This is a genomic window from Helicobacter mastomyrinus (genome assembly GCF_039555295.1).
Taxonomy (GTDB): Bacteria; Campylobacterota; Campylobacteria; order Campylobacterales; family Helicobacteraceae; genus Helicobacter_C; species Helicobacter_C mastomyrinus.
Genome location: NZ_CP145316.1, coordinates 191,781 through 212,730, shown reverse-complemented (window position 1 = coordinate 212,730; position 20,950 = coordinate 191,781). Strand labels below are relative to the sequence as shown.

Annotated in this window: 24 protein-coding genes; 13 read left to right on the top strand and 11 right to left on the bottom strand. The window is 39.4% G+C overall.

Features of this window, described 5'->3' with window-relative positions:
- The first annotated feature begins 260 nt into the window (after nucleotides 1-260).
- Both V3I05_RS01135 and V3I05_RS01130 read left to right on the top strand, forming a co-directional pair.
- Nucleotides 261-473, top strand: coding sequence for a hypothetical protein (locus tag V3I05_RS01135; protein ID WP_343353739.1), 213 nt, complete (start codon nucleotides 261-263; stop codon nucleotides 471-473).
- Nucleotides 474-900: 427 nt separating this feature from the next.
- The gene (locus tag V3I05_RS01130) at nucleotides 901-1,416 is read left to right on the top strand and encodes a cupin domain-containing protein (protein WP_425531739.1); all 516 of its coding nucleotides are present in this window, start codon (nucleotides 901-903) and stop codon (nucleotides 1,414-1,416) included.
- A gap of 69 nt (nucleotides 1,417-1,485) precedes the next feature.
- Here the strand turns inward: V3I05_RS01130 and V3I05_RS01125 are convergent, their stop codons facing one another.
- The gene (locus tag V3I05_RS01125) at nucleotides 1,486-1,698 is read right to left on the bottom strand and encodes a hypothetical protein (RefSeq protein ID WP_343353737.1); all 213 of its coding nucleotides are present in this window, start codon (nucleotides 1,696-1,698) and stop codon (nucleotides 1,486-1,488) included.
- A gap of 643 nt (nucleotides 1,699-2,341) precedes the next feature.
- Here V3I05_RS01125 and nikR point away from each other — a divergent pair.
- From nikR to rsfS, 3 genes are read left to right on the top strand one after another with little or no spacing between them, the layout of a single operon-like run.
- Nucleotides 2,342-2,773, top strand: coding sequence for a nickel-responsive transcriptional regulator NikR (nikR, locus tag V3I05_RS01120; RefSeq protein WP_300448464.1), 432 nt, complete (start codon nucleotides 2,342-2,344; stop codon nucleotides 2,771-2,773).
- Nucleotides 2,766-3,467, top strand: coding sequence for a nicotinate-nicotinamide nucleotide adenylyltransferase (locus tag V3I05_RS01115; protein WP_300599409.1), 702 nt, complete (start codon nucleotides 2,766-2,768; stop codon nucleotides 3,465-3,467). Before nikR ends, V3I05_RS01115 begins: the two co-directional genes overlap by 8 nt.
- 30 nt (nucleotides 3,468-3,497) lie before the next feature.
- On the top strand, nucleotides 3,498-3,863 hold the full coding sequence (rsfS, locus tag V3I05_RS01110) for a ribosome silencing factor (RefSeq protein ID WP_343353734.1): 366 nt from the start codon (nucleotides 3,498-3,500) through the stop codon (nucleotides 3,861-3,863).
- Here rsfS and V3I05_RS01105 read toward each other — a convergent pair.
- The 3 genes from V3I05_RS01105 to V3I05_RS01095 are packed head-to-tail and all read right to left on the bottom strand — an operon-like array spanning nucleotide 3,858 to nucleotide 5,910.
- Entirely contained in the window at nucleotides 3,858-4,598 is a 741-nt protein-coding gene (locus V3I05_RS01105; protein WP_343353732.1) for an amino acid ABC transporter ATP-binding protein, read from the bottom strand. The two genes, rsfS and V3I05_RS01105, sit on opposite strands and share 6 nt — an antisense overlap.
- Entirely contained in the window at nucleotides 4,595-5,251 is a 657-nt protein-coding gene (locus tag V3I05_RS01100) for an amino acid ABC transporter permease (protein WP_295699205.1), read from the bottom strand. Before V3I05_RS01100 ends, V3I05_RS01105 begins: the two co-directional genes overlap by 4 nt.
- On the bottom strand, nucleotides 5,251-5,910 hold the full coding sequence (locus V3I05_RS01095; protein WP_295699207.1) for an amino acid ABC transporter permease: 660 nt from the start codon (nucleotides 5,908-5,910) through the stop codon (nucleotides 5,251-5,253). Before V3I05_RS01095 ends, V3I05_RS01100 begins: the two co-directional genes overlap by 1 nt.
- Before the next feature lie 136 nt (nucleotides 5,911-6,046).
- Here V3I05_RS01095 and V3I05_RS01090 point away from each other — a divergent pair, with 136 nt between their 5' ends.
- Nucleotides 6,047-6,553 (top strand): DNA-deoxyinosine glycosylase, encoded by a 507-nt coding sequence (locus V3I05_RS01090; RefSeq protein ID WP_343354236.1) that lies wholly within the window; start codon nucleotides 6,047-6,049, stop codon nucleotides 6,551-6,553.
- Nucleotides 6,554-6,776: 223 nt separating this feature from the next.
- Here V3I05_RS01090 and V3I05_RS01085 read toward each other — a convergent pair whose 3' ends face one another.
- From V3I05_RS01085 to V3I05_RS01055, 7 genes are all read right to left on the bottom strand, one after another.
- Complete coding sequence (locus tag V3I05_RS01085) at nucleotides 6,777-7,013, bottom strand: hypothetical protein (protein WP_343353731.1); 237 nt, start codon at nucleotides 7,011-7,013, stop codon at nucleotides 6,777-6,779.
- Nucleotides 7,014-7,575: 562 nt separating this feature from the next.
- Nucleotides 7,576-8,358: a TSUP family transporter gene (locus V3I05_RS01080; protein ID WP_300448480.1), complete on the bottom strand. Its 783-nt coding sequence runs from the start codon at nucleotides 8,356-8,358 to the stop codon at nucleotides 7,576-7,578.
- 420 nt (nucleotides 8,359-8,778) lie between these two features.
- Nucleotides 8,779-9,831 (bottom strand): FAD-dependent oxidoreductase, encoded by a 1,053-nt coding sequence (locus V3I05_RS01075; protein WP_343353728.1) that lies wholly within the window; start codon nucleotides 9,829-9,831, stop codon nucleotides 8,779-8,781.
- Entirely contained in the window at nucleotides 9,831-10,721 is an 891-nt protein-coding gene (locus V3I05_RS01070) for a Gfo/Idh/MocA family oxidoreductase (RefSeq protein WP_343353727.1), read from the bottom strand. The genes V3I05_RS01075 and V3I05_RS01070 overlap by 1 nt, the downstream gene beginning before the upstream one ends.
- Nucleotide 10,722: 1 nt before the next feature.
- The gene (locus tag V3I05_RS01065) at nucleotides 10,723-11,493 is read right to left on the bottom strand and encodes a glycosyltransferase (RefSeq protein ID WP_295699217.1); all 771 of its coding nucleotides are present in this window, start codon (nucleotides 11,491-11,493) and stop codon (nucleotides 10,723-10,725) included.
- Nucleotides 11,490-12,410 (bottom strand): hypothetical protein, encoded by a 921-nt coding sequence (locus V3I05_RS01060; RefSeq protein WP_300448489.1) that lies wholly within the window; start codon nucleotides 12,408-12,410, stop codon nucleotides 11,490-11,492. The genes V3I05_RS01065 and V3I05_RS01060 overlap by 4 nt, the downstream gene beginning before the upstream one ends.
- On the bottom strand, nucleotides 12,391-12,564 hold the full coding sequence (locus tag V3I05_RS01055) for a hypothetical protein (protein WP_300449946.1): 174 nt from the start codon (nucleotides 12,562-12,564) through the stop codon (nucleotides 12,391-12,393). The genes V3I05_RS01060 and V3I05_RS01055 overlap by 20 nt, the downstream gene beginning before the upstream one ends.
- A 304-nt stretch (nucleotides 12,565-12,868) precedes the next feature.
- Between V3I05_RS01055 and hypF the strand changes: the two genes are divergently transcribed.
- The 7 genes from hypF to hypE are packed head-to-tail and all read left to right on the top strand — an operon-like array spanning nucleotide 12,869 to nucleotide 20,850.
- Nucleotides 12,869-15,196, top strand: a complete 2,328-nt coding sequence (gene hypF / locus V3I05_RS01050) for a carbamoyltransferase HypF (protein ID WP_343353726.1) — start codon at nucleotides 12,869-12,871, stop codon at nucleotides 15,194-15,196.
- A 22-nt stretch (nucleotides 15,197-15,218) separates the two neighbouring features.
- Nucleotides 15,219-15,947, top strand: coding sequence for a hydrogenase nickel incorporation protein HypB (gene hypB, locus V3I05_RS01045; RefSeq protein ID WP_300448533.1), 729 nt, complete (start codon nucleotides 15,219-15,221; stop codon nucleotides 15,945-15,947).
- A gap of 26 nt (nucleotides 15,948-15,973) precedes the next feature.
- Nucleotides 15,974-16,234, top strand: coding sequence for a HypC/HybG/HupF family hydrogenase formation chaperone (locus V3I05_RS01040; protein ID WP_295701233.1), 261 nt, complete (start codon nucleotides 15,974-15,976; stop codon nucleotides 16,232-16,234).
- Nucleotides 16,231-17,007: a glycosyltransferase family 25 protein gene (locus V3I05_RS01035; RefSeq protein ID WP_300448499.1), complete on the top strand. Its 777-nt coding sequence runs from the start codon at nucleotides 16,231-16,233 to the stop codon at nucleotides 17,005-17,007. The genes V3I05_RS01040 and V3I05_RS01035 overlap by 4 nt, the downstream gene beginning before the upstream one ends.
- Nucleotides 16,994-18,121 (top strand): hydrogenase formation protein HypD, encoded by a 1,128-nt coding sequence (hypD, locus tag V3I05_RS01030; protein ID WP_300448502.1) that lies wholly within the window; start codon nucleotides 16,994-16,996, stop codon nucleotides 18,119-18,121. Before V3I05_RS01035 ends, hypD begins: the two co-directional genes overlap by 14 nt.
- Entirely contained in the window at nucleotides 18,118-19,824 is a 1,707-nt protein-coding gene (locus V3I05_RS01025) for an AAA domain-containing protein (RefSeq protein WP_300448504.1), read from the top strand. The genes hypD and V3I05_RS01025 overlap by 4 nt, the downstream gene beginning before the upstream one ends.
- Before the next feature lie 9 nt (nucleotides 19,825-19,833).
- The gene (gene hypE, locus V3I05_RS01020; protein ID WP_300448506.1) at nucleotides 19,834-20,850 is read left to right on the top strand and encodes a hydrogenase expression/formation protein HypE; all 1,017 of its coding nucleotides are present in this window, start codon (nucleotides 19,834-19,836) and stop codon (nucleotides 20,848-20,850) included.
- Nucleotides 20,851-20,950 lie beyond the last annotated feature (100 nt).

Sequence of the window (20,950 nt, the reverse complement as noted above, 5' to 3'; positions counted from 1 at the left end):
GGTTTGAAAGGTTAAATAAAAATGTATAAGCACGACTTTTGCGCAGTAGTGATATTTTATACTTGATATAAAATTGTTGTAACAAAAAACTCTTTGCTATTTTAAGATTTTTGCCCACTCTTTGTATTTTTATTGCAAAAAGATTTTTATTTAAGATTTTTTTGATGCAATCAAAATCTTTTAAAGAGTTCAAAATTAAACAAGCAAGGCAGATTCAAAAGAACTGCAAACCTTTTATTAAAAAACCAAAAGGAGGGATAATGAACGATAACAATGTAGATTCTAAAGCTGTGTTACAAGCACTTTTTGAAAAGTATAAAAGCGGGGCGAGTGAGGGTGGAATTGGCAATATGATAATGAATGCAGCTTTAAATACTGGAGATTGTGTTGTTGCGACTTTGAGAAAAGCTGGGTTAAGAATAGCACAAGAGCACAAACAAAGGGTTTTACAAGTTTTTAGATGTGTCTCATAAAGATAAAATACCTTTGGCATTAAGGTAACAAATGTCGCCCCGGATTGTTCCGCACAAACTTCTATCAAAGCGGAAAATGGGGCATTACGCCCGAGATTCCTATTCAAGATTATGACGCACACAAATAGCAAGAATCTTTTGTAGAAAATGCCTTGAAAAACGAACAGCCCGGCAACCTTGCAAAATTTGTAGATTTGATTGTGCAGGTTGCAAATGTTTCTAACTCTCTACTACATTTGCCTATTAGAGAGATGCAATCTCTGGTGTGGAGGATTCTAATTCTAAGTTTCAAAGCGATATAAAAGTTTGGAAATCAAAGGCTGTGCAAACACAATTTGATTAAATTTGTTCCCCCCTCCCCTTGACAAACACTAGGTATCAGGTTTTATAATTACAAATGTATTTTTATATTACAAAAGGAGAATAAATGAAAAAATTACTTGCTATTGCTTCGGTTGTGGCTTTAGGTTGCACAAATATCACCTATGCACAGGAGGTAAAAATGCAAAAAACACAAGAAATAGTTAAGGCGGGAAGTCTTGGTGGATTTAAAGGAGATTCTAAAATCTTTAGCGGTGAAGTGAATGTAAAAATGCTTTTTAAAAGCGGAGATTATCGTAATTTTAGTGGTGCAGAAGTTACTTTTAGCCCAAAGGCTAGGACAGCTTGGCATACGCACCCCGCAGGGCAAACGTTGATTGTTACACAAGGCACGATTTATACAGGCACAAAGCAGGGGATTACTCAAATTGCAAAGGTTGGCGATGTGGTGCTTTGCCCATCTGATATAGAGCATTGGCACGGAGCAGGTTTGAAAGAAAAGGGTGTGCATATCGCTCTTACACACGAGAAAGATGGCAAGAATGTTACTTGGTTAGAGCTTTTAAGCGATACAGAATATGAGGGCTATATCAAGGAAGCAGAAAGTAAGGCGAAGAAGTAGATAAGTCTTATTCTTACAAGAAATTCTGCATTAAGCGATAGGATAAGATTCTAAAATAAGCTTAAATTGTTAGCTTTGTAGATATTCTTGTAGGGCATGGGCTTCATTCATATTGCTATTTTGTATTTTTTTAATTGCTTCAATCGCTACACGTGCGGCAGAGAGTGTTGTAAAATATGGAATTGAGTTTTTAATAATTTGTGTGCGAATAAGATGTGTATCGCCTTTGTTTGAGCGATGATCGCTTGTATTAATAGCAAGGGCGATTTGATTATGTGCCATCTTATTAGTGATATTTAGGCGTTCCTCACTTAACTTTTGGAATCTGTGAGGATTCTCATATTGTTTTCACAAAGTGCTCGATAAGTTGTAATCCCTCGTGTAAAATCAAAGTGAGAGATTTGACTTTGATTCAAACATTAAATTTAAGTAAGTTTTAACAATCCCTAGCTACAAAAACTAACCTTTAAATCTTATCTCCCCCAGCCCTTATAAAAAGCCTTTAAATCCCTCATACGACAAAATAACACCATTAAGCCTTTTAAATCTTTTAACACCCACCGCGCGCATTAAAACATCTTTAAAAGGTCCCTTAAAATCCCATTTTCTTACGTTTCATCACTTTTTCTCATCTTTGTGCCACTCTCACTCTCGCATTTATTGCAATCGCTTATTTATTATAAAATCTTGCTTTGGGCAAGTAAATTGCCCTTCGCGCTTAAACTTACTCTCTACGGAGGGGCGAGAGGCATATCTTTGAATCGGGGAGTGGGCAATAAAAGCTGGAATGCTCTTTAGATAGAAACAAGAGCAAAAGGACACGCTTATGATTATTGGTGTATTCATCATTTACTTTAATTTCACACTTCTTTTTCTTAATATTTTTCAGCTACAATTTTTCAGTAAATTTGCTAAAGGAAAATCAATGAAAGCTAGCATTATCCGCTTTAGCGTATCTCTACCGCAGAATCTGCTTGATAAACTTGATGAGCGTCTCACGCATAAGGGTTATTCCTCACGCTCGGAGCTTGTACGCGATATGATACGTGAGAAACTAAATGAGGAAGTGTGGAGCAGTGGTGCTGAAGATACGCAAGGTGTGGCTGTTTTGACTATTATATATGACCATCATCAGCGTGAGCTCAATCAAAGAATGATTGACATTCAGCATACTAATACGCATAATGGCAATGTGGAGATTCTATGCAATACGCACGTGCATTTAGATCATCATAATTGCCTTGAGACGATTATTCTACGCGGCAAGGGAAGCAATATTGAGAATCTTAGCATTGAGATTGGCGGATTAAAGGGTGTGAAGTTTTCCAAGCTCACACGTGCGAGTCGCTTTGAATAATCCTCCCTCTAGCTTTGTGGCAATCTATGGCGGAAGCTTTGATCCACTGCATAAGGCACATAGTGAGATTATCCGCCTTCTCTGCGAAGATTCGCTTTTTTGGCATATTATCCTTTTGCCAAATTATGCTAATCCTCTTAAGCCGCCACCTCTTTTTAGTGCTTTAGAGCGGCTTAAGATGTGCCAAATAATGGCTAATGCGTATAATGCTAGGTATTCCTCGCTTACTTCTCTGCCTAAGGTGGCGGTAAGCGATTATGAAGTGGGACAAAATAAACCTGTTTTTAGTATGCAGAGCATTGGGGTGATTGAAGCGCAAATGAGGCAGACTTATCCTCACGCGCAGTTTGCCTTTGTGCTAGGGAGCGATAGTTTTGCCTCTTTGGCACAATGGAATCAACCTCAAAAGCTATGTAAAATGGTGCAATTTGTGCTTATTCATCGTAAATTGCTACATAATCCACAATATCCACAATCGCTCAAAAATCCTTTGCCACAAAGCCACACAGAGTCTATAGATGAGTGTAAAATGCCTTTAAAAGCTAAGATTCTAAAGCATTTTTCTTTGGGTGCGTTTGATGCATTCTCATCAAGTAAGGTGCGATATTTGCTAGAAAATGCACGCACACAAGCAGCCCTAGAGATGATACCTACAAACATTCATAGCATTATCAAGACACATTTTCAGCTATAATATTACTTATTTTTTCTTTAAGGAGATAGATTGCAGACACATTTAGAGAATCTTCAGGCGAGGATTGAGCGTATTAGCACACTTTTAGCAGACAAAAAGGGTGAGGACATTGAGGTTTTTGACTTAAGAGGCAAGGATTATATCGTAGATAATGTCATTATTGTAACAGCAATGATAGGCAAACACGCCTTTGCTTTGCTTGATTATCTAAAGAGTGAGTTAAAGCCTAAGGGTGAGGTATTTTATGCTACAGAGGAGGAAAGCGAAGATTGGGTAATAGCGGATTTAGGAGATATAATGATCCATATTTTTACGCCTAATCATCGCAAGAAATTTAACCTTGAAGAGTTTTTAAGCACATTGAGGAAAGCTCAAACTCCCGCATTTTCATCATAGCTCAAAGACATTTAAGAATCTTTTTGCCCTCTCACTTTTTGGTGTGCTAAAAAATATATCGGGTGTAGATTCTTCCACGCATTTACCTTCATCAAAAAAGCAGATTCTATCGGCGACTTTTTGCGCAAAACGCATTTCGTGGGTTACAATAAGCATTGTCATACCCTCTTTAGCAAGTTCTAATATCACTTCAAGCACCTCTTTTACCATCTCTGGGTCAAGTGAGGCGGTTACTTCATCAAAAAGCATTATTTCAGGATTCATACATAACGCACGCACAATCGCCACACGTTGCTTTTGCCCTCCGCTTAGCTCTCTAGGCTGTGCGTTACTTTTATGTGCTAGTCCTACACGATTGAGTAGAGATGTCGCTTGAGCCATTGCTTCATTTTTATTACGCTTTTGCACTTTGAGCGGACCTAAAAGGATATTATCTATCACGCTCATATGCGGGAATAAATCATAACTTTGAAACACCATACCAATGCGTTGGCGGATTTTGCTCCATTTGGTTTTATTATGATTTATAATCTCTCCATTGAGTAGGATTTCACCGCTTTGGGTAGATTCTAAGCCATTAATGCAACGTAAAAAAGTGCTTTTACCGCAGCCACTTGCCCCGAGTATGACCACCACCTCGCCCTTTTGCACCTCCATAGAAATATCATCTAGCACAAAATGTGTGCCATCATAGGTTTTTTTCAAATGGCTAATGCGAAGGAATGGCTGTGTCATTGGTATTTTTTCTCCAAGATTCTACTAAGATATGAAAGCGGATAGCATAGCACAAAATACGTGCAAAAAATCCCTCCATATACCCAAAAACTAGCATGTGGATTAGATTTATTAAGCTCAATAATCTGCTGTCCCACTTTGAGTAAATCCACTGCGCCAATTAAGGCAACAAGCGAAGTAGTTTTAATCATACGCGTAAAGAGTGAGATAATAGAGGGCAAAAGTCGCAAAAAGGCTTGAGGGAGGATAATATAAAGTGTGATTTGCCATTGTAGTAGTCCTAATGCCCTGCCGCTCTCACTTTGATGTTTGGGCAAGGAAGTGATAGCCCCTCGCACTAAATCCCCCACTTCAGCCACCCCCCATAAGCTAAAGACAATAATCGCACTTGTAATAGCACTCAAATTCACATTAAAGACTTGTGCTATGCCAAAGAATACAATAAAAAGCCACGCAAGAATGGGGATAATCCGCACAGATTCTAAATAGAATCTGCAAACCCCACGCATAAGTAGATTTCCCCATACCATCATAAAGCCAAGCAATAATCCACCAAGCAGGGCTAAGACAATAGATATAAGTGCGATTTGCAATGTGAGTAAGACACCTTGAGCTAATCTTAGAGCGTTTGAGCCTATGAAAAAGATTTCCATTATAGCACTCGCTTTTTATAGAATCTCTCTAAGAGCGAAAAGGCGATTGATAGTGGCAATAGCACGATAAGATAGCAGCAAATAAGCATCACAAGAGCTTCACTTGTCTTGTAGTAGTTTGTGATAATATCTTTAGCTACAAACATAATATCCGCAAGGGCAATCACACTTACCACAGAGGTTTCTTTAAGGAGAAATATCACATTCGCACACACAGAGGGTAGGGCGACACTTAAGGATTGAGGCAAAATCACGTAAAACATCATTTGATGAGGTTGCAAACCTATGCTTTGAGCGGCTTCAATCTGTGTGCGATGGATAGATTCTAGCCCCGTGCGGAAGCTCTCACACATATATCCCCCACCTAAAAATGCCAAACCTGTAATAGCACAGGTGTATTCGCTAAGATTCACATCAATCACGCTATGCAGCCCATAGTAAAGAAAAAAGAGCTGGATAAGCAGGGGGGTATTACGCGCTAATTCTACATACAATCCCACAAGTGGGCTTAGAAATTGCAATTTTAAAAACAAAATCCACGCCCCAATAAAGCCAATAAGGAGTGAGAGCAAAATACCAAAAAAAGAAATGTAGAGTGTAAGGGAGAGAGCCTTGCTAAAAAGCGGCACACATTGATACATAAAATCAAAATCTAGCATACGCTTCCCCTAAAATTCTTTACAATCTTTATGAAAATATCGCACTATTATATAGAGAGTTGTTAAATTATGCACTAAGCTTAAATCTAAGCTATAATGCAAAGCCAATAATTGCACGTTAAGGAAAATAATGTCTATCCATACTTATCATACTCACCCATTTTCGCCCGTATTCGATAAGCATTCAAAAGTGCTGATTCTAGGCTCTTTTCCCTCTATGATCTCGCGTGATGAGGGATTTTACTATGCTCATAGCCGCAATCGCTTTTGGCAGATTCTAAGCTATTTGTTTGAAAGCGATATTACAAAAGGTAGCGTAGAATCTAAGAAGCAATTTTTGCTTACCCATCATATCGCATTATGGGATATAGTGAGTGAGTGTAGCATAGCTCATTCAAGTGATGCGAGTTTGAAATGTGCGAAGTTTAATGATTTGGATGTGATTTTAAGCCAAGCGGATATTGGGGCTATTTTTTGCAATGGGCGCAAGGCTTATACGCTTTTTACAGATTTTGCAAGTATGCAGCCGCATTTTTGCATACAATCTTTTCTATTACCCTCTTCAAGCCCTGCTAACGCACGATACAGCCTTGAAAAGCTCCTTTGTGAATGGGAAATAGTGCGAGATTATGTAAAAGCATAGAATTTGTATTTTGTATAATGATAATATAAGTGAGATATGAAATAATCCATATAATGCACAATCTCATAATGCTAAAAGCGTAGCTGTATGATTTCTGCAACGAGGATTTTAACCCCCATTTTTTGCCTATGGAGGGGGTATATCTATAAGGTAGGAGAAACCTTACAAGATTAGCAAGTAAGAATATCCTCTGAGCGTAGAATATAGAGAGCTTCACAAGAGATTAAGCTTTCTTATTAAGCTTAACAAGCTGGGTATGAATATCTATAAAAAGGAAAAGGGTGTAGTAGAGCAAAACCACGAGTGGCAATCCCAAAACGATTATTCCCAAACCAACCAAGAAGCCTTCACCAAAAGGACTGAAAATCGATAACAGACCTGCAACGATGACAGCGATAAGACAAAAGATATAAGATAGCTTAACGATGAAGCCTCCAACTTTAAGTGTAATTTCTACCATAAGAACTCCTTAAGAAAAATATAATGTCAAAAGACGCGCTAGTGTATCAAAAAAAAAAAAAAATAAATGAAGCAAAATATAGACAAAAGAGTGGAAAATATGCAAGTAGGATTGCTCCCATTTCTAAGATTTTGTGGTGATGCATCGCAATAGCAAAAGCATAGTAGAATCTAAACATTTACAACCCACCTGCAAGTATGAACTAGCACTCTGTGTGAGAATATGCTTAGTACAAAAACTCATTTAATAAGCCAACTTCAAATCTCACAAATTCGCTCAATACACCAAGATTATTGCACGTATTGGGTCAAAACGCCAATAGGCAAATTGATAGAGTTTTACGCTTACACTATAGCTTTGCTTTACACCAAGCCCATTTTATATAAAATTCCAAGATGGTTACACGCCTTAAGCACCCTACCATCACAAGCAAGTTTGTAAATAGCGAAATGCTCTGCTTGCTGCATTACTCTGCGTATAGTTTTGCAGAGAGTGGCTAACCTCATAGCACAAGCAGAGCTTAATCTCCTGCTAAAGACTAGGCAGTAATTTATAGCAATGCTTAAAAAAATTCCTTTATAAGCAGTTGCAAGGAGAGAAGAAAAGAGGTGCATATCACAAGAGGACGAATGATCTTTGCCCCGTGCTTAATGACAATTTTTGCTCCTAGACTTGCTCCTATGATTTGTCCTATACACATAACCATACTAAGAAGCCACAGCACATTGCCACCTATGATAAAAATAAGTGTAGAAGCGATATTAATGCTAAAGACTATCCAGCGCGAATGTGCTACTGCTTTACTTAAGCCATAACCAGCAATACTAACAAGTATGGCTAAAACAAATGAGCCTATGCCCACACCGAGAAGCCCTCCATAGAATCCTGCTCCAATAGTGCTTGCATAGACTAGTAATTTGTGTGGTTTTTGTGTCCTATCCTCATCGCTAATATGCTTTGAGAGCAAAAAATATCCCCCTATGATTATCATAGCAAAGGGTAGGATTTTCGATAAGAGGTTGAGTTCGATATATTGCACACTTATTGCCCCAAGGGCTGCAAAAATCATTGCAATACCCATTAAGATTCTGCTTTGGGATATATCTACCAAACCTTGATGATAATAATGTACTGCACTTGTAAAAGAGCCTACACAGGCTTGAATCTTATTAACCGCAAGAGCAACGAGTGGATTTAACCCACTAAGGAGAAGCAAAGGCATAGTTATCATTCCTGCACCACCTGAGATTGAGCCTACAAGCCCACCAATAATAGAAGCAAGAAATAAAATAATATACCAATGTATGGCTATAGTGTCATAAAAAGATGTGATTATATCAGGCATAAGGGCTCCATTTGAATTAAAAATATGGATTGATATAAACAATCATTCTATATTTTTTATTAAAATGAGTTGAAGCAAACTTATATTTTAGTGCAGGATATTATTTTGCCTTTTACTTTCCCATTTTTTGTAATTTGTGTTTCATTATTTAGAGACTCATAGGCACAAACAGAATCTAAACCTTCAAAACTCACTTGATAGACAAGACAACATCTTAGCTTATAAATGTGTCCTTTAGGTGCAACAAAAAGCTTTGCTTTGAGTTGCAAGAGCCTTGCAGCACAAAGTGTAGTAGCAAGGGCATAATAGAATCTCAGCACTTTGTACTTTTGATTGGGTATTCTTATTTGATTTATGTGATTATGCCTTCTAATTCAAACATATTTATGATGTCATAAATATTGTCAATTTTACCACCCATTATCGTGTACAGCCCTTTTTTAAATCATTGTCTTTGACAAATACAATCGGTCTGCCATCATCGATTTCATTTTTGATTTGCAATGTTTTCACCTCATAGAGAGATTCTTTATAGATTAAATCTTGTAGCAATGGCATATATCGCACACAATCTGCCTGCATTAGCGGAAAATGGCTTGTTGGATTGCGCAAAAAAGCAGAGAGCATAGTGTAGGGGTCATCTTTGCTTTCATAGGCATTCCAAGCTATATGTGGTGTATAGCGCACGTGGCTTAAGCCATAACAATTCCTCGCAGGAAATGGCATAAGCGAAAAGAATGAGCCATCCATTAAGGTAATGGAGAGATTGCCAAGAGGCGGAGGGACATCAACCAATGCCATTTCTGTGATTTCATATTTAAGAGGGAGCGATTGAATATGTGAGCGATGAAGCAAGGTATTGATACCCGCATAAGTGCAGTTAAAGACAAGTGGCGCATAGAAATGCACTTTTTGGGTTTGCCGCAAGGTGTGAATGGCTATGAGATGTTGCATTTTATGCAGTGAGGTTGCTTGTGTAGATAAGGCGGTGTGAATCTTAGAATCTCCAATCTTTGCTTGAAGCATTTTGCGTAAAATATCTGCATTAAAGACATATTCTCGCACGGCAAATACATCGCTCACAAGGCTAGGGTTAAACATCGCTTTGATATGTATGGGAGCAGACTCTATAAAAATATCAAATTGCTTAAAAAGTCTGTAAAATTGTGTAGCGCTGGTTTTTGAGCCAATTTTTGCAATCGCATAATACTTAGTAAAATCATCTTTGATAGCAGGGGCAAATTCCGTGCAGAATCTTTTAAAGGCTCTTGCGCTGCTAAGGGCAGTATTAAGACTTCTAGGATAGTGGTAGCCATTATGCACTCGCGCTTGATTATGAAAAGACGCTCTAAGGAGTAAATGAGATTCTTGCTCTATAATCAGCACTTTTTGATATTTGCGCTTGAGTTGCAGGGCTAAGTATGCCCCATAGAATCCACCGCCAATAACGATACAATCATAATGTTGGCACATTATGAGCCTTGAAATGTAGCTATGAGATTGCTTCTATCCATTAGCTCTAAGACTTGTTTGCATAATTGCAGATGTGATGTATAAAATGCCCTATCATTGAGTGCTTGATGAAAATATTGAAGACTTAGAGAGAGATTGTTTTTTTCATCAAATACGGGGAGATTCACATTTGTGAGCAAAGGAGAGACACTAAATGGAACGGGGGAGAGCATATCTACTTGGAGTTGGCATTCGTCTGTGTGAAATTGTATGATACGTGCCTTAGTGTTATGAAGTAAGGAGCAATCAAGCCTAATATGTATAGGACTGCCTTTGTGAGAAGATTCTATATCGATGCAGACACTTTGCTTGTCTTTATCACAAAAGATACTGCGAGTGGGCAAAAGATACTCTAAGATACCTTTTTGGCACATTTGAGCTAGGATACTTAAATAATGCACCCCTAATACTTCTATAACACTTTCATCTTCATAGAATGCCCCATATTGTGTGAGCGTGGCGTGAATGGATTGTAAATTCCCCCGATTTGAGGCAAGAAAATCTAAGGCATATCGTATAGAACGCGAAAAGGTATAAATATAGTCTGTAAAAATGATATGCTTAGTGTGTTGAGCGATGGATAGGAGTGATTCAAATACTGATAATGTAGGCGTAGTGGGCTTTTCTACAAAGACATCGCAATCACATTCTAATGCAATTTTGCAAAGTGAAAAATGCGCTTTAAGCGGCGTAGCAATAAAGGCTACATCGGCTTCTTGCAGGGCTTGTATTAAATCATTTTCTCTATAATCCTTCCCAAAAATAGCAATAAGTTGATAATCTTTGTAAATATAGTTTTGAAGAATGCTCCCCCAATATCCTTTCCCGATTAAAACAGCCTTTTTGCGCATATTATCCCCTCTTATCCCTATATCGCTTAAGCCATAATTGCCATATTTGATATAAATAAATGCGTGAGAGGCTTAGAATCTTTACTTTTGAATGTGTGGGTTCATCGTCCCATTTTACAGGGATTTCCTCTATTTTAATGCCTTGTTGCTCCGCGATTATAAGTATTTGAGCGCAATAAAACCAGCTTGTATCTTCATTGCAATGTGCTACTAAATGCTGAGCGATAGAGGCTTGGTAGAATTTAAACCCGCACATCGCATCGCTAAATGTAGTCTTTAATACGCATTGTAGCAAGACATTAAGCATACGTGAGAGTATCTCGCGCTTCTTGCTTCTACCAGATACTTGAGAATCTTGTAAGAGTCTCGATCCTACTACGATATTTGCGCCATTGCATAAACGCTCATATACTTCGCATAAATGTTGCAAATCTGTGGATAAATCAATATCCATATAGCCTATGAAGGCACAAGGATTGCTTCTTGTTGCATTATGCTTGATAGCAGCGCGTAAGCTTAGACCTACGCCTTTTTGCTCTAAGCGGATATATTCAAGCCTTGAGCTTATTTGTGAATCTAAAGCAGGGCTATTAAATCTCTTACATAAAGATTGTGCCAAAATAGGAGTACTATCGCTTGAGCCATTATCGACAATGCTAAGAATATGTGGAATCTTGTGCGTTTGTAAAAAGCGCAGAGTTTCTTCTATGCCCTTTTGTAGACGTTTTTCCTCATTGAGCACGGGGATTATGATATTAAGAGTGTGATTCATAGGGGATTCCTTTGGATATTATTATCTTTAAAATCAATCACTACCGAGCTTTGCTCATTGATGATTTCATAGGGCGCGCTGCCTTTTAAACGCAAAAGTATGATGCGTATGTATTCTCCTATGATGGAAAGCATAAGGAATAAGCCGATATTCATACTCACTAAATACAGCGATGTAGAAGTCCAGCCTTGTGAAATATGTGGCATAAAGATATATGAGGCAAGGATATAGAGTGCGTATATGATATTGACAAGAGCAAAGAGGAGACAGAGGCAAGTGCCAAATCGGAGGAGTTTGTAAGATTGCCCTATGATAATATCAAGCCCAATATTTAGAGATTCTACAAAATTTCTATGCGGGATATACATAGGCGTGTAGGGATATTGATACATTTTAAGGGCTTTGTCAAAATGTGTGATTTTAAGGAGTTTAATATCATCTTGTGTATGCAAAAGAGAGTGAATGCACTTGCGTGAGAGAGCGCAAAACTCGCTGTAGTGCTCTTTTTTCCCGCTATGGGTAAGGATATGCAATGTGTTATAAAAGATTTTTGCACCTATTTTTTGCATAAGACTACGTGGCTTAGAGCGAGCAATGCCAATGACTAAATCATATTCTTTGCATATATGAAGCATATTGAGCGCATCTTGAATAGAATCTGTGGCTAAATCCATAAAAAGCAGATAATCCCCAATGCAATGCTGTAAAAAGATTTCATATTTGATTGTACCGATATGCTTATAATCTCCAGCGGGTGTGGAAATCTCTAAGATTCTAATATTGGGAATAGAGGAGGTGATATAAGTTAAATAATCTTGCGATGAGCTAAAGCAAGGGGTATCTACAAAAGTGTTTTGCAGCACAGATGTGTGAGATATGTCTTGAGATGTCTCTTTTCTAGCGGGGGGGGGGGGCATAACTTTTTGCCCCTATGGGATTTATAAGCAGTATCTCAAAATATGTAAAATGTGCTTTTAACGCACGAACCAGGGCTCTAAGCCTATCTATATTAATGTGTTGATTAAGGAGTGCTATGGAGATAACAGATTGCTTATGTGTGGAATCTTGCATAAAAATCCTTAGTAAGTATTTAAAACTCTAAAATGCCTATTTTATATTACCACGCTGTTTGCAAGTGTGGAAAAACACTGCGTGTTGTATGTAGCTAAAGCTTATGAATAAGACGTTGTCTTATTCATCAAGTGAGTTTTTAAGGTAGAGATTCTCTATTCTATCCTATACACCGCTTTTTAAGGTTGGCTCTCCGTGCAAATGCGAGGATTTTAGCTCAATCAAAGGCATACATAGAATCTCTATTCTAGCACAAAAATATTACTATTAAAAGAATATATATTTTATTTGCTATACTTATAAAATGAAATCTCAAGCATATACCATAGAACTTTTTGGCGTGATACAGGGCGTTGGGTTTCGTCCTTTTGTCTATCGCTTAGCCCAAAGTATGAATCTTAAGGGCTATGTGCAAAACCGCTATGATAGGCTTTTTATTTATATAGAGACAAGCCATAGGCATATTTTAGATGATTTTCTTACCTCACTTTTAGACCAGCCTCCACAAAATGCGCATATTACGCATTATCGTATTAACGATGTTTTAACATTCTCTCCTTTCTCGCATAATGGCTTTGAAATTAGAGATTCTCAAAATATGCCATCAAATGCACCTTGCTCTTTGCCACTTGATACGCGCCCGTGTGAGAAATGTTTAGCTGATATGCGTTCCAATGGGCGATTTAAGAACTATGCTTTTACCACTTGCACCCATTGCGGAGCGCGATATACGATTCTAAACGCCCTGCCTTATGATAGAATCCACACTTCTATGTGCGATTTCCCTATGTGTGAGGAATGCAGCAGTGAATATAGCAATGCGTTTAATCGTAGATTCCACGCGCAGCCTATTTCGTGTAATATGTGCGCGATTAGAATGCGCTTGATTGATAAAAATGGCAAGATTCACACATATAAGGACGCTAGAGATGATATAAAGCTTATAAGGCAAGTTGCACAGGCTATTGAGGTGGGTAAGATTCTCGCTATAAAGGGCGTAGGGGGGTTTAACCTCATAGCAAATGCGAGCAATGTAGAGACAATTGCCACCTTACGCACGCGCAAAAATCGCCCTAAAAAGCCCTTTGCCCTGATGTTTAAGGATTTAGCACAAATAGAGAGCCTAAGTGCTATCTCTCCACTTGAGAGGGAGGCTCTGCTTTCTCCACAAGCTCCTATTGTGCTTTTACGGAGGCATTTTCAAAAGGGCGGGATTCTAAGTGAGGAAGCTCTCTCGCTTATCGCCCCTGATGTTAGCACTTTGGGCGCGATTTTGCCTTATAATGGCATTATGCACTTGCTTTTTAGATATATCCACACGCCGCTTATTTTCACAAGCGCGAATCTCGCCTCCTTGCCCATTATCACGGATATTGATACATTGCTAGAAACATTTTGTGGCGCAAATGCCCTTATTGATATGGTGTTAGACTATGATAGGGAGATTCTGCACGGGGCTGATGATAGCATTATGCGGCTAATGGCAGGGGATATGCGCCCTTTGCGCTTAGGCAGGGGCTATGCACCTTGCAATCTCTCTTTGCCATTAAGATTTCAAGCAGATGGGCTGATTGTAGGTATGGGAGCAGGGCAAAAATCTACTCTAAGCTTTGTTGATAGCAATCAAGTGCTAATAAGCCCATATATAGGGGATTTACAAAGCGTAGATTCTATAAAGCGATACGAGAAGGATTTTACATTTTTTAGCACACTCCATAAGCAGGATATTGGCGCACTCGTGTATGATTTACACCCACAATACCCCTCCACACAAAAGGCTCTAGCTTATGGTAATGGTAGAGATGTTAAGAAATATGCCCTCTCTCATCATAAGGCGCATTTTTATGCCCTTCTTGCTGAATCTAATGCTTTAGAGGAGGCGGGCATTGGCATTATATGGGATGGCACGGGATTGGGTGAGGATAGACATATTTGGGGTGGGGAATGCTTCTTGTATCAACCTAATGGCTGTGGGGATTCTCATACAATGGAGCGAATCTATCATTTTGATGAATTTGTGCTTTTGGGCGGAGAGAGCAGCATAAAGGATATTGGCAAACTCGCCCTAAGCCTAATGTGGCATTATGACATAGAAAATATTGCAGAGATAGTGCATTTCACGTCTCAAGAGATAGAGCTTTTAGCCTATGGGTATGAAAGGGCTATGTATCCGCTCACGAGCTCCGTAGGGAGGATTATAGATGCAGTGGCTTATATCCTAGGGATTGTGCAGATTCAAAGTTATGAGGGGCAGAGCGGGGCATTGCTAGAATCTTATGCATATAGGGATAGCTCAAGCAATGTTGTGCCCTATGAATTTGTAATAGAAAATGATGTAATTAGCCTCGATTCTGCGATTAAGAGCGTGATAGCAGATAGGGCAAATCCCTGCTTGGGTGCGAGGCGATTTTTAGAGACACTCGCTCAGATCGCCCTTACTTTAGCAAAAACTCAAAAAATACCCTTTAAAGTGTATTTTAGTGGCGGTGTATTTCAAAATAAGTTTCTTTGTGATAAAATTCACGATTTATTTACAACACATCACATTCCTTTTTATATGCATCAAAAATTACCTTGCAATGACGCGAGTATTAGCCTTGGACAGGCGGTATTTGGGATATTGCAATCTTAAAAATGGAGTAAATATGCAAAAAATATCCTTAAATCGCGATGAGCGTTTGAATAACAATCCTAATTTAAATACAAAATCTATTGAAATAGTGAGTAAGATTCTCTCTAAAAATGACCTCAAAGCACAGGAGCTAAGGGAGATTTATCGCTCACTTGGCTTGTATGTGGTTAATCTTATGAGTTCTCCGGGTAGTGGAAAAACGACTTTTTTAGAATCTTTAAGCACTTATACAGATATGCGTTTTTGTGTGCTAGAGGGGGACTTGCAGACTAATCGCGATGCTTTGCGTTTAGAGGAAAAGGGCGTGAGTGCGTATCAAATCACCACAGGCGAGGCGTGCCATCTTGAAGCGGCGATGATAGAATCTGCCCTAGAGGCATTGCAAAAGCAATGTGATATGCGACAAATGGAATATTTGTTTATCGAAAATGTAGGGAATCTTGTGTGTCCGGCGAGTTATGACTTGGGCGCGGGACTAAATATCGTGCTACTCTCTATCCCTGAAGGCGATGATAAGGTGTTAAAATATCCTACGATGTTTATGTGCGCTGATGCGGTGATTGTAAGTAAGGCGGATATGATGGGGTATTTTGATTTTCGCTTAGAGCGCGTGAAAAGCGATTTAGCACAATTAAAGGCGAATGTGCCACTATTTACGGTAAGCAGTAAAGAGCGTGAGAGTGTTATAAAAGTGCGTGATTTTATCGCAGAGCGACGCACACAGGGTTATTGTAGCACTCATCAATTTTAAAACGTAGCAAGAAATAAGGAGTAAAAATGTGTTTGGCTATACCTTCTAAAGTTGTAGAACTTAAAGAGCAGAATATGGCACTGGTGGATACACTGGGCGTCAAACGTGAGGTGAGCTTGGATTTACTCAATGATGAGGTAAGTATAGGAGATTGGGTGCTTTTACATATCGGCTATGCGATAAGTAAGATTGATGAGGAGAGTGCGCGAGAGAGCTTGAGGCTTTATGAGCAGATTCTAGAAGCTATACGTGAGGAAGAAGAAGCCTTGATAAAGGCAAATGTATGAATATTTTTATTGTCAATCTCAAACGTGCTAAAGAGCGTAAAGCTCTTATGCAAAAGCAGTTTGAAAGGATGAGTGCTACTCAAAAGCAGCAATATAATATTATTTTTTTTGAAGCCATTGACGCTAAGGCTGGAGAACATCTTGCCTTTAAGCAGTATTCTAAAATTGCAAGTATTTTGTTTCGCGGGAAAGAAATGAGTGATGGAGAGAGGGCGTGCTTTGCAAGTCATTATAGTCTGTGGCAAAAGTGTGTAGAACTGAATGAGCCTATCATAGTGCTTGAAGATGATGTGGAAATGATAGGGGATTTTTGGAATAAGATAGCGCATATCGCGACAAGTGAATATGTGTATGTGCGATTGATGTATTTGAAAGAAAATGCATATTTTTATACATTGCCTGATGATTTTTATGTGAGTTTTGATAGCGCTGCAGGGACACAGGGCTATTATCTTACACCATTAGCTGCAAGAGCTTTTATAGAATCTGCTAGGATATGGTATCGCCCAGTAGATGACTATATGGATATGTTTTATATACATCATATCCCTGCTGTGTGCGTTACACCTATCTTAAGGGAATTATCTATTGAAACCACGATAGATGGGCGAGAGAGCAAGATAAAATGGTATGTGAAAATTATAAGAGAGATAACAAGGGCATATTTTGAATGTAAAAAAATGTTTTTTTTAGGGTGCAGTAAAAAAAGTCTTTTGCTGCCAAAAAATGCTTTGCAATCTCTGCAGATAGGAGTAAAGCGTGCAAGGTTCTAATATAGATTTGATTGAAAATTTCCGTGATAAAGATGTGATACTCGCCTATGCTAAAAAGATAGAAAAGCTCTCTTCTAGGCTTAAATCCCCACTTCATATTATGGAAGTGTGCGGCGGACATACACATACGATTATGCGCTATGGGTTGCAGGATTTGCTTCATAAGGATATTGACTTTATCCACGGACCGGGCTGCCCTGTGTGTATAATGCCTAAAAATCGCATTAATCAAGCCTATGAAATCGCTATGCAAAAAGATGTGATTTTGCTTACATTGGGAGATATGATAAAGATTCCGGGTTCACAAGGAAGCCTAGCAGATGCAAGGGCGAGGGGGGCTGATGTGCGCTTTGTGTATTCTCCTATGCAGGTGCTTGAGGTGGCAAAGGATAATTCGCATAAGCGTGTGGTGTTTTTTGCCATTGGGTTTGAGACCACTACGCCTATGAGTGCCGCATTGCTTGAGAGAGTTATAGAATCTAATATTAATAATGTGCTCTTTCATATTAATCACGTGCTTGTCCCCCCGCCTTTACGCGCAATTTTTGATTCTAAGCAATGTCGTGTCAATGCTTTGATTGCACCTTCCCACGTAAGCGTGATAAGCGGGGCAAAGATTTATGCAGATATTGTGCGTGATTATGCTTTACCTGTGGTGGTGAGCGGCTTTGAGCCTGTGGATATGATGGAGAGCATTTATCAGCTTGTAAAGCAAAGTATAGAGGGGAGAGCAGAGCTTGAGATTCAATACAAGCGTGTTGTGAATATGGAGGGTAATACAAAGGCACAAGAGCTAATAGAACACTATTTTGAAGAAAGAGAATCTTTTGAATGGCGTGGGCTAGGGGAGATAGCGCATTCTGCCTTAAAACTTAGGGGTGCATATAGCCATTTGGATGCGGAAGTGGTATTTGATGATATTTTAAGCAAAGAATATGTGCCGGATAATAAGGCTTGTCGCTGTGGGGATATTTTGCGCGGCGTGGCTAAGCCCTTTGATTGCAAAGTCTTTGGCAAATCCTGCACCCCAAGCAATCCTCTAGGAAGTTGTATGGTAAGCAGCGAGGGAGCTTGTGCGGCATATTATAAATATGGCGGTGCATTACATCGATGAATGATTTAAAGCAGATTCTTCTCTCAGCAGCACATATTTATTACCAATATCTAAGTGATAATAATTTAGGTTTAAACGAGATTGCTATCAAGCAGTTTGAATGTAGAGATGATGAGCTGATACTTGCGTTGAAATATAGTGTAGGTGATATGGATTTGAAGCTAGGCGGGGCGTTGCTTTTGCAAGTGGGAGATAGGCTTTATAGCATTGCTGAGGCAGATTCTCCAAAGGAGAGTGAGGTAATGCTGCATTTTTATGATGAGAAGCAAAGGACACTTTTTCTTAATGTCAGTGAAGCGATGGCAAAGATGTTAGAAAAGGCGCAAAAGGCGAAGATCCCATTAAAGCTTTTTAGTGATTTGAAGTTTTTAGTGCAAAATGTGGCTGATTTTTTTGATAAATATGGCGAGAAGCTGCGTTTGCCAAGCTCTATAGTGCATAATCCTACCCCGCATATTCCCCGCTTAAGTGAGGAGCAAAATATCGCTTTATCCAAGGTGCTAAACTCACCTTTAAGCTATGTATGGGGACCGCCGGGCACAGGAAAAACACAAGCTGTGCTTTTTGAAGCCCTTTTGTATTATATCAAGCAGGGGAAGAGAGTGGGCGTTGTCGCTACGACAAATAATGCCCTAGAGCAAGTGCTAAAAGCTCTCATTAAGCAATTTGACAATCTAGGCTTAGCAAGGGATATGATATTGCGTTTGGGTATGCCTACATTGCAATATATGAGTGAATATCCCCAGACTTGCGACCCAAGCCTTTTGCAAAAGCGTAAAAAACTCGATTTATTTAGCTTCCAAGAAAGCACACAAGATAATATCAAAATACGCCTCAAAAATGCCTTTGTAGTGGGAGTAACGCTCGATGGCTTTATCTCCCGTTATGACAAATTAGATTTGCATTTTTCACATATTTTTTTAGATGAATGCGCGTATGCTTCATTGATTAAAACCTGTGCTTTATGTGTCGATAATACACCCCTAGCGCTTTTTGGCGACCATAAGCAGCTTTCTCCTGTGTGTGAAATGCCCCCAAATAAACTTACAGAAGCAGAGAATAATAATGCATTTGTGTGGAATCTCTCTGCCCTTTTTCTAGAAGCTTTTTGCAAAGGAGAAAGCCCAGCGCAACTTGCCAATATGAACGAGCAAGGTTATTCCATGCCGCCCTTGCAAGACACGATTCTAAGCACATTAAGCAAGACACATCGCTATGGAGACAATCTCGCGCGTTTGCTTGATAATTATGTTTATCATATAGGTTTAAGAGGCACAGAGATGCAAATGGAACTTTTTGTAGTCGATAGCGGCGCAAAAAGTGAGTCAGATAAGCAAATAAGTGAAAATGAGGCACAAATGTGTGCACGTTTGTGTGAGAAAATCGCAAATGAGGAATACGCGGTTATCACGCCCTTTGTCAAGCAGAGACAGCGACTTGTGGAGCAAATCAAACGTGATAGAGTTTTTACCATTCATGGCTCACAGGGGCAGGAGTTTGATAATGTGATTTTCTCTCCTGTGAGTTTGCATTATTATTTGACAAATTCTACTCAAGCACACGCGCTTTATGCGCTTAATGTGGCTATTTCACGCACGAAAAAGCGATTGTTTATCGTGTGTGATTATGCTTTTTGGAGTAGGCAAAAGGGGCAATTAATCTGGGCGATTCTGCAAGAATCTAAGCCATTTGTTTTAACTTAAGGAGTAAGAATGAAAAATACACATATTAGCCTTTCACACGGAAGTGGAGGCGTGGAATCTAATGCACTTGTTGATGGTGTGATACATAAGATTCTAGGTGAGGTGATGTGCGAGTATGGAGAGGATGCGGGGGTCTTTAGCGGTGTGAAGGGATATGCTATCAGTACAGATAGCTATGTGGTAAGCCCTATTTTTTTCCCCGGAGGCGATATTGGCAAACTCTGTGTGTGCGGCTCAAGTAATGATGTGAGTGTGCGAGGGGCGACACCGCGATATTTGACTTTGGGCTTGATATTAGAAGAGGGCTTTACTATGGAGGAGCTGGAGCAGATTTTGCATTCTATCAAGAGAGAGGCGATTCAAGGGGGATTACGTATCATCACCGGCGATACAAAAGTCGTCCCAAAGGGCAATGCGGATAAGATTTATATCAATACCACGGCTATTGGGGAGATAAAGGATGTGGATTGGCGTGTGGGGAATATACAAGAGGGTGATGATATTATCCTTAGTGCGCCTGTGGGGACACACGGGGCGGTAATCTTTTGTGCTAGGAATGAGATGGCATTGCAAAATGACTTACAGAGCGATTGTGCGCAGCTTTATCCGCTTATAGAATCTACCCATCAATATGGTAATGCTATACACGCTGTGCGCGATGCGACACGAGGGGGTGTAGCAGCGGTGCTAAATGAATGGAGTAGGGGAGCGTGTGTGGAAATAAATATACAAGGAGAGAAAATCCCTATTTTGCAGCAAGTGCGCGGCGTGTGTGAGATACTTGGCTTAGAAGCGCTCAATCTCGCTAATGAGGGAGTGCTATTAATGGCAGTATCACCGCATAAAAGCAAAGCAATTCTAGAATCTTTGCGCTCTCATACTTTAGGTAAACAAGCTTGTATCATTGGTAGGGTATCGCGTAAGGTAGCACATATACAAGAAGCACGTGTGATTGCAACAAATGCGTGGGGCGGAAAATGCTATGTGGAATATCCGCAAGGAGAATTGCTCCCTAGAATCTGCTAGATTCTATATAGATAAGTGCAATAACTACACTGCCACCTTCTTACTTAGCAGAGAGATATTCATCTTTCATCCCCCCCCCCTATTTTTTTGGGGAAGGGGG

Excerpts from the sequence above, each read along its gene's own strand:
- V3I05_RS01135 (WP_343353739.1), top strand. The coding sequence starts at position 261 with ATGAACGATAACAATGTAGATTCTAAAGCTGTGTTACAAGCACTTTTT.
- V3I05_RS01130 (WP_425531739.1), top strand. The coding sequence starts at position 901 with ATGAAAAAATTACTTGCTATTGCTTCGGTTGTGGCTTTAGGTTGCACA.
- V3I05_RS01125 (WP_343353737.1), bottom strand. The coding sequence starts at position 1,698 with ATGGCACATAATCAAATCGCCCTTGCTATTAATACAAGCGATCATCGC.
- nikR (WP_300448464.1), top strand. The coding sequence starts at position 2,342 with ATGAAAGCTAGCATTATCCGCTTTAGCGTATCTCTACCGCAGAATCTG.
- V3I05_RS01105 (WP_343353732.1), bottom strand. The coding sequence starts at position 4,598 with ATGACACAGCCATTCCTTCGCATTAGCCATTTGAAAAAAACCTATGAT.
- V3I05_RS01100 (WP_295699205.1), bottom strand. The coding sequence starts at position 5,251 with ATGGAAATCTTTTTCATAGGCTCAAACGCTCTAAGATTAGCTCAAGGT.
- V3I05_RS01095 (WP_295699207.1), bottom strand. The coding sequence starts at position 5,910 with ATGCTAGATTTTGATTTTATGTATCAATGTGTGCCGCTTTTTAGCAAG.
- V3I05_RS01085 (WP_343353731.1), bottom strand. The coding sequence starts at position 7,013 with ATGGTAGAAATTACACTTAAAGTTGGAGGCTTCATCGTTAAGCTATCT.
- V3I05_RS01080 (WP_300448480.1), bottom strand. The coding sequence starts at position 8,358 with ATGCCTGATATAATCACATCTTTTTATGACACTATAGCCATACATTGG.
- V3I05_RS01075 (WP_343353728.1), bottom strand. The coding sequence starts at position 9,831 with ATGTGCCAACATTATGATTGTATCGTTATTGGCGGTGGATTCTATGGG.
- V3I05_RS01070 (WP_343353727.1), bottom strand. The coding sequence starts at position 10,721 with ATGCGCAAAAAGGCTGTTTTAATCGGGAAAGGATATTGGGGGAGCATT.
- V3I05_RS01065 (WP_295699217.1), bottom strand. The coding sequence starts at position 11,493 with ATGAATCACACTCTTAATATCATAATCCCCGTGCTCAATGAGGAAAAA.
- V3I05_RS01060 (WP_300448489.1), bottom strand. The coding sequence starts at position 12,410 with ATGCCCCCCCCCCCCGCTAGAAAAGAGACATCTCAAGACATATCTCAC.
- V3I05_RS01055 (WP_300449946.1), bottom strand. The coding sequence starts at position 12,564 with ATGCAAGATTCCACACATAAGCAATCTGTTATCTCCATAGCACTCCTT.
- hypF (WP_343353726.1), top strand. The coding sequence starts at position 12,869 with ATGAAATCTCAAGCATATACCATAGAACTTTTTGGCGTGATACAGGGC.
- V3I05_RS01040 (WP_295701233.1), top strand. The coding sequence starts at position 15,974 with ATGTGTTTGGCTATACCTTCTAAAGTTGTAGAACTTAAAGAGCAGAAT.
- V3I05_RS01035 (WP_300448499.1), top strand. The coding sequence starts at position 16,231 with ATGAATATTTTTATTGTCAATCTCAAACGTGCTAAAGAGCGTAAAGCT.
- V3I05_RS01025 (WP_300448504.1), top strand. The coding sequence starts at position 18,118 with ATGAATGATTTAAAGCAGATTCTTCTCTCAGCAGCACATATTTATTAC.
- hypE (WP_300448506.1), top strand. The coding sequence starts at position 19,834 with ATGAAAAATACACATATTAGCCTTTCACACGGAAGTGGAGGCGTGGAA.